This window comes from uncultured Pseudoalteromonas sp. (genome assembly GCF_963922945.1).
Lineage (GTDB): Bacteria > Pseudomonadota > Gammaproteobacteria > Enterobacterales > Alteromonadaceae > Pseudoalteromonas.
The window spans coordinates 20,520-33,822 of sequence record NZ_CAWUKC010000039.1; the positions used below are offsets into that span (position 1 = coordinate 20,520).

Annotated in this window: 7 protein-coding genes and 1 tRNA gene; 3 read left to right on the forward strand and 5 right to left on the reverse strand. The window is 39.5% G+C overall.

Going from position 1 to position 13,303, the window contains the following annotated elements:
* The first annotated feature begins 108 nt into the window (after positions 1 to 108).
* A complete protein-coding gene (locus tag AABI99_RS10080; protein WP_338365602.1) occupies positions 109 to 747 on the forward strand; it encodes a tetratricopeptide repeat protein in 639 nt (212 codons plus the stop codon).
* Between the two features lie 70 nt (positions 748 to 817).
* Here the strand turns inward: AABI99_RS10080 and AABI99_RS10085 are convergent, their stop codons facing one another.
* Complete coding sequence (locus tag AABI99_RS10085; RefSeq protein ID WP_338365604.1) at positions 818 to 2,668, reverse strand: sodium:proton antiporter; 1,851 nt, start codon at positions 2,666 to 2,668, stop codon at positions 818 to 820.
* An 845-nt stretch (positions 2,669 to 3,513) separates the two neighbouring features.
* On the opposite strand from AABI99_RS10085, the gene proB reads away from it, so the two are divergent.
* Positions 3,514 to 4,620 (forward strand): glutamate 5-kinase, encoded by a 1,107-nt coding sequence (gene proB, locus AABI99_RS10090; protein WP_338365605.1) that lies wholly within the window; start codon positions 3,514 to 3,516, stop codon positions 4,618 to 4,620.
* The gene (locus AABI99_RS10095; RefSeq protein WP_338365606.1) at positions 4,617 to 5,864 is read left to right on the forward strand and encodes a glutamate-5-semialdehyde dehydrogenase; all 1,248 of its coding nucleotides are present in this window, start codon (positions 4,617 to 4,619) and stop codon (positions 5,862 to 5,864) included. The genes proB and AABI99_RS10095 overlap by 4 nt, the downstream gene beginning before the upstream one ends.
* Before the next feature lie 51 nt (positions 5,865 to 5,915).
* On the opposite strand, the gene AABI99_RS10100 is transcribed toward AABI99_RS10095, so the two are convergent.
* The 4 genes from AABI99_RS10100 to AABI99_RS10115 form a co-directional block, all read right to left on the reverse strand.
* Positions 5,916 to 8,129: an EAL domain-containing protein gene (locus AABI99_RS10100; RefSeq protein ID WP_338365607.1), complete on the reverse strand. Its 2,214-nt coding sequence runs from the start codon at positions 8,127 to 8,129 to the stop codon at positions 5,916 to 5,918.
* Positions 8,130 to 8,186: 57 nt separating this feature from the next.
* A complete protein-coding gene (locus tag AABI99_RS10105) occupies positions 8,187 to 11,402 on the reverse strand; it encodes an ATP-binding protein (RefSeq protein WP_338365608.1) in 3,216 nt (1,071 codons plus the stop codon).
* Complete coding sequence (locus AABI99_RS10110; protein WP_338365609.1) at positions 11,402 to 12,664, reverse strand: extracellular solute-binding protein; 1,263 nt, start codon at positions 12,662 to 12,664, stop codon at positions 11,402 to 11,404. The genes AABI99_RS10105 and AABI99_RS10110 overlap by 1 nt, the downstream gene beginning before the upstream one ends.
* Before the next feature lie 150 nt (positions 12,665 to 12,814).
* Positions 12,815 to 12,890, reverse strand: a tRNA-Ala gene (locus AABI99_RS10115).
* Positions 12,891 to 13,303: the final 413 nt, after the last annotated feature.

The following is a 13,303-nucleotide window of genomic DNA, read 5'->3' on the forward strand; positions in this document are numbered from 1 at the left end:
ACCATTTAATTAAAAAAAGCTGCGTATGCAGCTTTTTTTATGTCTAAATTTCACCTTGGAACGATCTTTGTATAATATTTAATAAGTTTTATTTTATACGTGGTAAACATGCGTTTATTTACTCATAGCACTTTACTTGCAGCCTTGCTCACACCGTTACTTTTTTCTTTAAGTGGTAAAGCCTTAGCTGAAGAATCACCCATTGCGGTACCGCTTTATACCGAGCCGGAGCTGATCGCACTAATAAACAAAAATACACATTTACAGCGGGTAAAGGCAGATGATTGCCAGTTAGTACAAGATATAGAGGCAAGGGCCAATAAAATGGCACTGCCATCTTACCAATTTTTATATGGCGATATGCTGGCTTATAACGTGTGTGTTGAGCGAAATGTGGAGTTAGGTGTGTACTACATGCGTAAAGCGGCTGAGCAAGGCCTAGCTGCTGCGCTAGAGCAACTTGGACGTTATTACGACATTGGCCGCTTAGTGCAACAAGATAAAGCTATGGCTATTACCTATTTACGGGAGGCCTCAGCACAAGGTAACTTAAAAGCGCAACTGAGGCTAGTTAAGCTTTTTAATTCAGGTTACGGTAGCCCACGTGATTTTGAAGATGCGTATCGCTGGTTATTTAATGCCACGGTAGCAGATAGAGCAACTCATAAAAAGATTGAGCGTGCGCTGGGTTTACTTGCTAAAAAGATGCCCGATAGCGTTGTTGCACGAGCTCGGTTACCACAGTAACCGTAAATGAACGCGTATTACGTTCATAAAAAAAGCCCTAATAAGGGCTTTTTTTAACAACTAATCGGGCTTAATTTTCTTCCTTACCTTTTGTTTTTGCAGGGTCTTTTAGCACCGACATTTTTGGTGGCTGAAGTGCAAATATGCGCTCTCCCTCTTGCGGTGGTTTTTCCATATTACTGGTGAATGGACGCAGTTTAACTGGCGTATCTTCGTCGTTGTCTTTATCACCTTTTAAAATAAACAATGGGATCGCCTCTGGGTTCATCTCTTGGTATTTTTCCCAATCAAATTCTTCTGAAATACGCGTTGCACTTACCTTTCCGCCTTTTGCAATAATACTGCTTAAACGAGCGTATGAACCATCTTCTCCAAACAAAATTTGTCTAGATAGAAAAGTTGCACTGTCTTTGTTTGCTTTTGCATGCGAGGTAGAAGAGCGAAGTGAAAATACATTTTTTTCATTTAATAAATGAGAAAAATATTGTACTCCAAGTGCATTGTGGTGGCGGTTTGGTGAAAGGGCCAATACTGTTCTAATAGTTGTTAGCGGTAAGTATCGCTCTGCATGCTCCGACTGCGGATTACCATAATAACAAGCAAGGCCGTCCATGCGGGCCATTTTACAGTTCTCCCATGCGGGGTCTGATAGATGAACAGGGATGCTTTGCTCTTGCAGGCCTTTACCAATTGCACGTGATACGTGGTTTGCACCAATAATAAGTATCGTGTTTGGAGATGGTTGGCGTACGCCTAATAATTTAGCAACCGGAATAGCAGTTAAGCTTTGCAATACCACTGTGATGATAATAACGGTAAATATTAACGGCACCATTTTTTCAGCATCGGCTACGCCAGCTTCCATCATACTTAGCGCAAACACCGACCCAACAGCGGCTGCAACAATACCTCTAGGGGCTATCCAAGATAGCACCAAGCGCGACTTCATTGGTAAATCAGTACCAAAGGTAGATATAGCAATACATAATGGGCGCGCTATAAATAACACCACTGCGAGGAATATAAATACGTCACTGTCTAACATCATTAAGTCAGAAAGCTGAAGGCGTGCAGCCAGTAAAATAAACAGTGATGATATTAAAATCATTGATAGGTCTTCTTTAAACTCTAATACCGAATCTATTTCTAAGTCGTTTTGATTGGCAAGCCAAATACCAAAAACGGTAACGGCTAATAGCCCAGACTCATGACTTAAATGATTGGATACTGAAAAACTAATCAATACTAATGCAAGTATGCCAAATTTGTGTAATTCGAAGGGGAGCCATTCACGACGCATAAGCTGCGTGGTGATCCACCCAGCTACAACCCCAATAGAAAGTCCGACCCCCACTGTTTTTACAAGGGCAACAATAGTGTGACTCAGCACCTCTCCTTGACCTACAAGCATAACGGCTTCGAATACAAGTACGGCAAAAAGAGCGCCAATTGGGTCAATAACAATGCCCTCCCAACGCAAAATACGATCAATATCTTGGGTTGGTCGCATAGAGTTAAGTAAAGGCGCAATCACTGTGGGGCCCGTTACAACGAGCACAGCGCCTAATACTGCGGCAACTCGCCAGTTAAGCTCAAGTAGCCAGTAAGCCGTTAAGCTTATGACCACGCATGTTGTGATCATACCGATAGAGCAAAGGTTACGTACAACCTTACTAATACCTTTTAATTCCCTAAAGTGTAACGTGAGCGCACCTTCAAATAAGATAACTGCCACACTCAATGACACAACAGGAAATAATAAATCACCAAGTAATGCATCTGGATCTAATACACCACTAAACGGCCCTAGCAATAAACCGGTAAGCAATAAGAACAAGATAGCGGGAACTTTAAAGGCCCACGCTAGCCATTGAGCAAGTACCGAACACAAAGCGATACCGGCTATATAAATTGCTGACATAAATTAAGAATTCCTTATTTATCACATTATGAAAAGTATAACTTTTGTTAAATATTAATACAGGGTATACACGTGAAATGTTCAATTTACTAATAAAATATTAGCGCTAACTATAATAATTGTATGCAAAACGTATTGATTTATATGCAAAAATGAATTTTTAGCCTGGAAATTCTTATAATCTATTGATTTTAAACGCATAAATGATTTTTTATGGGGCAAGCGTAAATGTTAGATTGATTTTTAGCCTTGATCTTCCCCCTTTAAATATCGTATTATGTTTAGAGTTCAAACAATTAGTCATCTAATTATTATTTTGATAGTTAGTAGTAAATATTAATGCTAATGTCATCTTTAATCGGTAATAATAGCTTTATACGTACTTGCTATTAATTAATCAGTGGCAATTGTACTATTGAATATCTTGGTAAGGTTTCCTTAAACAAGTTTATTTAGTCAATTAAATAAAAAAATGTTTGAGTTGAACTATTACTTTCAATGTTTGGTTCCCATCGTGGCGGCTAAATCTCGGTCCTTAAGTCATCACCCTATCTGTTGGTGTATCTGACTTTAGAGGCTCTATGTATGTTGTTAACAAAAAAGCCGCACACAGCTTTTTACAGCGATACATAAACAACACTTTTTATTTTTATATTTAATGGGCCTCCACGTAACTGGTTGGTGCCATTTCATGTCTTCACTAACCTAAAAGCAATTTTAGGTCGCGTGTATGCGTGCGTCTAAAAAGTGTTTTAATAACCTATTCGAAATTACGTGTTGATAACGTAATTAATTAATTTAAGTTCACCTATGTGAATGCAGATAAAATGGAAAGTTGAGATTTTATGCAAAAGTTAAATTGGCGTCGTATTGTATTAAAAGTAGGTAGTGCCTTAATTGCTCCTGACCAAGATGGATGCCGTTCACGCTACTTATTAACCATAGCTCAGTTTATTGTTCGCTGTCGTGCTCGTGGTATAGAAGTTATTTTAGTCTCTTCAGGTTCGGTAGCAGCAGGCTCGCATCTATTTCCATCTGACATTCCACGCTCTGTAGTTATGAAAAAAGCAATGGCTGCAGCAGGGCAAACTGAAATGATGGCTATGTGGGATCGCTTTTTCGATTTTCCTTCAGCGCAGCTGTTACTAACACATGGCGATTTACGCGACAGAGAGCGTTATGAAAGTATTCGCGAAACAATATTTACCTTGTTAGAGCATGGCATACTTCCTATCATTAATGAAAACGATGCTGTAACAACGGATGATTTGAAAGTAGGTGATAACGATAACTTATCAGCTATGGTCGCGGCTGCAGCCGATGCCGACGCATTGATGATTTTTTCTGATGTAGATGGGCTATATGATAAAAATCCAAATCTACACGAAGATGCAGTCTTGTTGCCTGAAATAAAATCAATTGATGAGTCTATTTATGCTATGGCAGGATGTGCTACCAGCGCTGTTGGTACAGGCGGTATGAAAACTAAAATTGAGGCGGCAGAAAAAGCAACGTCACATGGTATCGCCACTTATATTATTAACGGCTTTAAAGAAGAGACTTTTAATAGGCTACTGGCAGGTGATAATCCTGGTAGTGTTTTCCTTCCTTATGAAAAGCCTATGCAAGAAGCTGTTCACTGGATGACCCATACTGCAAATGAGCAAGGTGAAGTCGTGATCGACGGTTCATTTGATGAGTCGCTCGAAGGTGAAGATGGTTGTATACGTGGTGATGAAATAATGGAAGTGCATGGAGAGTTTGCCATTGGTGACACCATATTAGTGAGAAGTGAAGATGGCACCCGCTTAGCCAAGGCCACAGCAAATTATAGTAGTTGCTTGTTGAGTTTTATTGCAGATAACGAGCAAAGTGAATTTAGCGAAAAAATGCAGGACTCTATTGGTCCTGTTATTTCAGAAAAAGATATCGCATTATTGGAGAAGTCATGAGTTTGATTACGGATATTTCACGCCAAGCAGCAAAGGCTGCTAATACACTTGCTTTACTCGACACCGAGACTAAGAATCAAGTATTAACTGAAATGGCGGCAGCATTGCGCGCAGAAAAAGCATTTATAATAAAAGAAAACGAAAGTGATTTAAGTGCTGCGCGAGACAACAACTTGGCAGCTTCGATGATTGACCGCCTAACGCTTAACGAAGAGCGCATTGAAGCAATGGCAGAAGGCATTGAAGTTATCGTAAGTTTAGATGACCCAGTTGGGCAGCTGCGCGATATTACTGAGCGTCCAAATGGTATTAAAATTCGCAAAATGCGTGTGCCATTAGGTGTTGTATGTATGATTTACGAAGCGCGCCCTAATGTTACTGCTGATGCGGGGGCATTGTGTTTTAAATCAGGCAATGGGGTTATTTTACGCGGCGGTAAAGAAGCCCTTAAAAGCTCACAAGCCATTGCCAGCGTAATGCATAGCGTTCTTGAAAAATTTAAGCTGCCTAAAGCACTTATCTCAGTTATTCCAGACCCAGATCGCGCATTGCTGATGGAGCTAATGCAACAACGTGAAAGTATCGATTTAATTATCCCTCGTGGTGGCGAAGGATTAATTAACTTTGTTACAGAAAACAGTACTATTCCTGTTATTCAACACTTTAAAGGTGTGTGCCATTTATACGTTGATAAAGATGCCGATTTAGAAGTGGCGCTTAACTTACTATTAAATGGTAAAACACAGCGTACAGGCGTATGTAATGCGCTTGAGGGACTCGTCGTTCACCAAGACGTTGCTGATGAGTTTTTGAACTTGTGTGCCGTTGTATTGCGCCAAGAAGGTGTAAAAATTAATGCAGACGAACAGGCTGCAAAATATTTCGATAACGCAACAATACTAGCCGACAACGAATTTGGTGAGGAGTATTTAGATTTAGAAATAGCTATTCGTGTTGTGCCAAGCTTTAGTGCTGCTGTGGATCATATTGCGCAATTTGGCTCTAACCACACTGAGGTTATTTGTACTAAAAATGATACCGCGGCCGAGCTTTTCCAACGCAGTGTTGATGCATCGGTGGTCATGGTTAATGCGTCATCACGTTTTTCTGACGGCTCGCAGCTAGGTTTAGGTGCAGAAATAGGTATAGCAACAACTAAGCTACATGCTTATGGACCTATGGGCTTAGAATCACTGACAACTGAAAAATATTTAGTTAATGGTGTAGGTCAAGTACGTAAATAAGCCTTTGAACACAAAAGCGCCAATTATTTAATTGGCGTTTTTTGCGTTTTACTAAGCGGTTTCTAAACTCTCTAGCCAGTTGTCTAGCGGCTCAGGTCGATGCAGGTGGTATCCTTGCAGGGTAACCTCAGGGTACGCTTGGAGTAAGTCAAAGTGTGATTGATTCTCAACCCCTTCCGCGACTACTTCTAATTGAAATAATCTGCCAAGACTCACAATCATATCAACAATTAACTTATCGTTATTATCAGTGGGGGCTTCAAGTACAAATGAGCGGTCAATTTTTAGCTCATGAATAGGTAATTGCTTTAAGTAGGTTAAGCTTGAGTAGCCTGTTCCAAAGTCATCTATAGATACTCGTACGCCCAACCTTTTAAGCCTGTGCACGGCTTCAACGGCCGCTTCCATGTGATTAAGTAGTGTACCCTCTATTATTTCTATTGTGAGCTGCTGAGGGTTGATATCAGCACATTTAATTTGCTCATCTATAAAGTTTAAAAATCGCAGCTCATGAAAATGCCGACCGCTTATATTAACCGAGATATTTAAATGGGGGTGGCTGTGTTTTAGTTTGGTAAGTAAATTAAGAGCGTTGATAGTAACCCAGCAATCCAGCTCAAAAATAACATCTGATTCTTCAGCTATAGATATAAACTCACAGGGGCTTATAAACCCTTTTTGAGGGTGTTCCCAGCGCAACAGTACTTCAGCGCCTTTTAATGTTTGCTTGCTATCAAATTGTGACTGTAAAAAAATAGATAGCTCATTTTGAGGGATGGCTTTTCTTAAATCTTGCTCAATCTCAAAGCGTCGTTTAGCTTGCTCGCCAAATGTGGTATCAAAAAATGTGACTCTATTGCCGCCTTTTTCTTTAGCTTTATAGCAGGCAGCTTCACAATTTCTAATCGTTTCGATTGCGCTCTCCCATACATCTTCACGAGGGAAAATATATGTACCTATACTTACCGTTAGGCTAACTTCTTGTCCATCAACTTCAAAAGGGCGGTTGACTGCATTTAAAAGCTCTTGGGCTTTGCTCTCAGCTATTGCTTGTGCACGTGAACGACCAACGCCTTTACTTACTCTGCTCAAAGCAGCAAATTCATCACTGCCTAAGCGTGCAATAATATCTTTCTTGTCTACATTAGCATGAATACGCTTAGCCAGTTCCTTTAAAATATTATCTCCCGCTAATAGGCCTAAGCCATCATTAATAGAGTGAAACCCGTCAACGTCAATAATATAAATATAGGCACATGTCTTATCACTACTGCAATCTTGAAGTTGTTGTTCTAACTGCTTTAAAAAGCCATTACGATTTGGTAGCTCTGTAAGCTCATCATGCCAGGTTAAGTAATCTATTCGCTCTTGTGTTACTTTTACGCTCGAAATATCACTAAAAACCCCAATGTAATGAATATTGGAATCTTGTTCGCCCTTTACCTTACTGAGTGTTAAAAGCTCTGGGTATAACTCACCATTTTTTCTGCGTGTTACAAGCTCGCCGCTCCAATAGCCTGCATCTGTTGCGTGTTTCCATACTTCATCAAAGCTAATGCTAGGGTGATTATTTTGCTTGATTTGGTTTAAATTCATTTCCAGCGACTCGGCTTCACAATAGCCTGTAATTCTGCAAAATGAAGGGTTAACAGCAATAATTTTGCCTTCGCTATTAGTAATAACAACACCATCAGCCGTGCTAGTAAGTGCTTGATAAAATAACTTTTGCTTAGATGATAGCTGCTTTAATTCTTCTTCACGTTGGCTTAACTCTTTTGCAAGTGCCTCAATTTCTATTAGCTTGTCGTGTAAATCAAAGTTTTTTTCAATGAGCCTATCTAACATACCCTGTGCAGTAATATGGGTACGTATACGTGCTCTTACCAAAGCTAACTTGTAAGGTTTATGAATATAATCAATTGCCCCCATTGCAAAGCCTTTTTCTTCAGACTCTTCTTCAGTTAGGGCAGTAACAAAGATAATTGGGATGCCTTTGGTGTTTTGTTTTGCTTTAAGTCTTTTACAGACTTCGTAGCCATCCATGCCTGGCATCATGATATCGAGTAAGATTAAGTCGGGTCGTGTTGACTCAATAAATTTAAGCGCTTGTTCACCGCTTGTTGAAATACGTACATCGTAATCTGCAAATAAGCCTTCAACTAATACATGTAGGTTGCTCGGTTCATCGTCAACAATAAGTATTAAGGGTTTTTGCGATTGCGTGCCGCAAGAATTATTATTATCAGCGAGAAAGGTTGAGTGCACACTAAATCCTTATTCTTATATCACTCAATAAAGTTAGCTTATAGTTGATATAATTGTCTAGTTTTTAAAATTATTTTTATAATTATCAATGAGCTTAGTTACTAAAGTGTAGTTAAAGCTATCTATTGCTTCTTTTAATTTATATAGCGGATGCGCGTGATCAAATTTTTGTTGCTCAACAGCTCTTATTAACTTACTAGGAATAGGGCGGGCAGCTAAAGCTAAAGCGTAAACTTTAGCAATCAGTGTATCTGTGTTTTGTAATGGATCTTCCGTTTCAGCCTGCTTACTGAGTGTGTTTGTAAGTAGTAACTGCCTAACTGCAAAAAGTGCTAATGTGAGCTGCTCATTAAAAGCACTAAAGTCGGTTTCCTCACTATTATGAAGCTCTGTTTCAACCTTTTTAGCGCTGTGCTCTAATAGCTCTAACCCTAAGGTCCCAGCCAGCCCTTTTAATGTATGTATCGCTCTTAGCAATGACTTGCGCTCACTGCTTTTTGAGGGGGTGACTACCTCCTCTATAAAATGGCTGTAGGTATCATTAAATTTAGTAAATAAAGAGCTAATGAGCTCATCATTATCTTCAAGGTTAGCTTTTGCTACAGCGAGATTTAATGTGGTTAACGTCTCTGTTTTTATTAAATATTTTTCGATAGTGTCACACAGTAAACCAAATAGTAATGGTTTTAATAAATAATCATCCATACCAGCTCTAATCGCTGCTTTTTTTTCGTTAGGCAACACCGCTGCGGTAATCGCGATGATGGGCGCAGTATAGCCCCTTTGACGCAGAATACGCGTTGCCTCTAAGCCATCCATTACAGGCATTTGAATATCCATAAAAATAATGTCTATAGCGGTTTGGGCTACTTTAGCCAGTGCTTCTTCACCATGTTGAGCACTGACAACAGTTATACTCATTTTGGTTAGTAACACTTTGAGGATTTCTTGGTTAACAGGGTTATCATCTACAACAAGGGCGGTATAACCTGCAAACTGTGGGTAAGAAATTTCTTCAGGCTGAGTTGAATCGGGTAACAACAAGCGAATGAGCTGAGAGTGAGTGTCGACATTGCCTATAGTTATAATATCAATATGTTCGCTGTCAGGAGCCGCTGGTGGGTGAGCTTGGTCATTGATGAGTAAAATGACGATTAACTTTTGCTTATTCTTTTGTTTTTGTAAGTAAAGTTGCTGCAAAATAAAATTATCTTTTAGCTCTTTGTGCGACAAGCTCATGATAACTATATTAAAGGGGTTATTCGGTTGCGACATTTTTGCAATAGCGCGAAGGGGTTCTTGAGTTATCTCTGAGGTAATATCAGCGTTATTTAGTAACTTTGTAAGAGATTTTATTTGAGCTGAATCAGGACTTATGAGCAGCGCATGTTTTTTTTGTATTTCTTTGCTTGTCATTTTAAATGGTAGGGTAAAATAAAACTCACTTCCTAAGTGTGGGGTAGTGCGAACTTTAATTTCGCCGCCTAGCAACTTAGTAAGCTGCTTACAAATAGTTAAGCCCAGTCCGGTACCACCATATTTGCGTGTTGTACTCGAGTCTCCTTGGTAAAACGAGTCAAAAATGGATGCAGCTTGCTCCGAGGTCATGCCTATACCTGTGTCTTTTATACTAAAGCGTAGATAAATTAGCTGTTCTTCCTGAGTTGTGGCTTCAATCGTGACAGTTATTTCACCGCGCTCAGTAAATTTAATAGCATTCCCAACACAGTTATTAATTATTTGACTCAAGTGTAGTGGGTCGCCAATCAATTCCAGGGCTGCATCAACATGTAATACAAAGTTAAGACGTAACCCTTTTTGTTTAGCATTGATAGAAAATAAATTTTTCGCATTAGAAACTACGGTGTGCAAAGTAAATGGAATTGATTCTAACTTAACTTTATCAGACTCAAGTTTTGAAAAATCGAGCACATTATTGAGGATTTGCAATAAGTTCTGAGCACTAGAAAACGCTTTATCGGCATAGTGCTTTTGCTTAGGTGGAAGTACGCTGCCTTGTAAAAGTTGTAGCATACCTAAAATACCATTCATCGGAGTACGCAGCTCATGACTCATATTGGCGACAAAGTCGCCTTTTGCTTGATTCGCATTTTTTGCTTGTGTAATAGCCAGAGTGAGCTCTTTATTCATTGCTTCCATTTTAGAGTTAAGCGCTTGGGTTTCGGCAAGTAACTCCTTTGTTTGTTTATTTTTTAAATACAGTGAATTAGCAGCCGTGATAGCAGCGTTAATCTCGTTTTGATGGTAGGTGTTGCTGTTAAGCGTCACTTGTTTTTCATGACTCATGTCTTTTAGCAGCTTAGTTAAATGCGCTATAGGTTTAATGACCGAGTTAAAAATAAAAAAGGTAGTGACTGTAATGATTATAGTGATCAAAGCAGCAAAAAGGTTTGCCAATTCAGTGCTTTTTAATAGATGCTGCCTCAGCTGTTGTTCTGTTTGAGTGAGCTTTTGCTTTTCGATATCTCTAATTTTTTCAGTTAAATAAAGTAGCTCATTTTCTATTCCCGTTAAAACAACATTTATCGAAAATGTATAACCGCGCGTTAAAATTACAAGCTGACCATATGCTTGCTCAAGTTCGCTAGTATTATTTACCATGCCATTATTAGTCTTTTTAATACTGGCAAGTAAGGTATTTAAGCGTGCTAAATAACGCTGTACGTTCTGTGCTTCATCGTAGTTTGGTGTTTGCAAATAGTTGGTCGCGGCTTGCTCTATTTTACTAATGGCCAGTAGCGTATTTACTATTTTGTTTTGCTCGTTTGCCAGAGTCTTGTTTTTTAATTGCTCAAGTTGAGATTTTAGCTTCTCGATAGGCTGTTTGAATTTTTCAACGTATAGCTGTTCTCGTTTAGTTCTGTTCACAACCACACGTTTAAATGTTTCTTGGTAACTATTTAAATATTCCTTCAGGCGATTAATTTGGCTTTTATAACTATCATCATATTCATTCAAATGTATGCCGAGCTGTTTTATCTCTTTGTTTGCAGCATTCAAATGAAAATTAAACTTGTCGATAGTGTTGCTATTGGCATGGTCTAAATAAGCAATGGCTTGGCTTTGCAAAGAGATCACATCGTTTTCTAAACGTGTAACGGCTTCGCTTTGTAAAAATGCTTTGTGTTGTGCATTTTGCAACTCGAAAAGGTTTTTTTGCGAATAATTAAATAAGTAACTTTGTGCAATTAATAAGGCAATTAATACACACAAGGCAGTTATAATTTTTGATTTTATTGAGCGGACTATCATTATCTGCTGATTAACTCATACCATTTTTGTAAGCTGTAATCGTAAGTGGGCATAACGGTATTCCAGACCGCGACATTGCTTAAACGCTTTAAATAACTACCGCCATTACGCTGCTCGCCGGCTTTAACTGCGACTTGCTTTTGAGTGTTTAGTAGATCAACTGAGGCCGGCTTTCCTAAATACCAGTAATCCCACTCACTTGCTGAAAGCAGTGCTTTTGAGCGTTGCGGGTTACTAATGTAATATCCTTGGCGCGCAATAAAGGCTCCCGGCCAGCCTGAAAGCCACCAATTCATGTAGTCGTACGCGGCGTCTTTTTGATTACTATTAACCTGTGACGATAAGCACATTACCCCATGCCAACCACGGTAACCCTCTTTGGGGGCGGCAAATTGTACCTTTATATTTTGGCTATTGAGTGCAGCAACAGCGGGTGAAAACATACTTTCTATATGTACGCGTTGGCTTTTCATAAATTCAACAGACTCTGGTACAGAATTCCAATAACCGGCAAAGTGACCTTGGCGTTTATAGTCAATTAAAATACTAAATAAGCGGTCAAGTTCGGAGCGAGTAATAGCGCCAATGTCGTTAAACGTGATTAAACCTTTGCTTTGTGCTGCCAAAGCTAGATCAAATAAACCAATTGTGGGTGCGTTAACAATGCCCACTTTACCTCGATGGGCATCATCAAGTAACCACCCCCAACTTTCTGTTTCGTAGGCAATACCAGCCTCAATTAGGTCTGTGTTATAGCCAAAAGAATCAACATTGTGCACATAAGGTAAAAAGCTTATATGTTCGCTCTCTTGTGCGCTAAGTGTTCCGTCATCTTGTACGTTGAGCAATTTATAGGGGGCGTCGCCAGCTCCCAACTTTGCATCGGGGCTAAGTTTACCGGTTTTGGTTAGAGAGTTTATTTCATTAAAGTAATTTAGACGTTTTTTTGCAATGGGCTGAATTGACCCTGCTTGCCACAATACATTAATGCTATTTGACCATTGCTCGTACAAATCAAACGAGCTCGGGTCCATTGAGGCTTTTTGCAATACAGCAGCACTACCAGCGGGTGAAAACTCTATGTTTATGCCTAAATCAAGCATGGCCTGCTTGCGTATGGCTTCTTGGAGGGTTACATGGGTTCCTAAGACTCTTAGGGTTATTTTTTTTCTGGCAAACACATAAGGCGCGTGGGTAATAACACCTGCGGTTAAACTGACAGCTGCGAGCTTTTTTAACGTAGTGCGCTTTGAGGTGTCCATTTATTTAAATCACAAGTACAAACTCTAAAGGTGAAATAATATATAGCCAACAAAGACAAAACAAACAAGCAATGAGTGAATATAAAAAATATAGTTGGAATTATAAAGTAATGATTTATTAGAAATATAAACTAAAGGAGAGGAGGAAAGTGGTGGAGCTAAGCAGGATCGAACTGCTGACCTCCTGCGTGCAAGGCAGGCGCTCTCCCAGCTGAGCTATAGCCCCACATTCCTAAATTACAAAGTTGTAATTACTTGGCTGCTGAGTTCCAAGCGGGATGAACTTTAAATATTTTTATAAAATTGGTCAAGTATTTTTTAGCAATATTTAGGGCGTGTTGATCTTTGATGGTTGAATTTGCAGCAGTGTGTTTGGTTTTTAGGCAAGGCAGAGCCTATGAAGTGTGGTTACTCCCCATAAATAGGCGATAACGCAGCATAAATGCCAAACATGCGCTGCCCTTCGGGTTCTGCCTAGGGGCGATAAACTCTTTGTTACTCGGTTTTTACTTAGCCCACTAGGTTACAAACCTCGCGCCGCGATTTAATCGCCCCTAGATTGAACAAATTTCAATCCGCAAAGTTCAACACGCCCTAACTGTTATCGCTTATTTTTGATAAACTCGTGAAAAATACTTC

Excerpts from the sequence above, each read along its gene's own strand:
- AABI99_RS10095 (WP_338365606.1), top strand. The coding sequence starts at position 4,617 with ATGAGTTTGATTACGGATATTTCACGCCAAGCAGCAAAGGCTGCTAAT.
- AABI99_RS10110 (WP_338365609.1), bottom strand. The coding sequence starts at position 12,664 with ATGGACACCTCAAAGCGCACTACGTTAAAAAAGCTCGCAGCTGTCAGT.
- AABI99_RS10085 (WP_338365604.1), bottom strand. The coding sequence starts at position 2,668 with ATGTCAGCAATTTATATAGCCGGTATCGCTTTGTGTTCGGTACTTGCT.
- proB (WP_338365605.1), top strand. The coding sequence starts at position 3,514 with ATGCAAAAGTTAAATTGGCGTCGTATTGTATTAAAAGTAGGTAGTGCC.
- AABI99_RS10105 (WP_338365608.1), bottom strand. The coding sequence starts at position 11,402 with ATGATAGTCCGCTCAATAAAATCAAAAATTATAACTGCCTTGTGTGTA.
- AABI99_RS10080 (WP_338365602.1), top strand. The coding sequence starts at position 109 with ATGCGTTTATTTACTCATAGCACTTTACTTGCAGCCTTGCTCACACCG.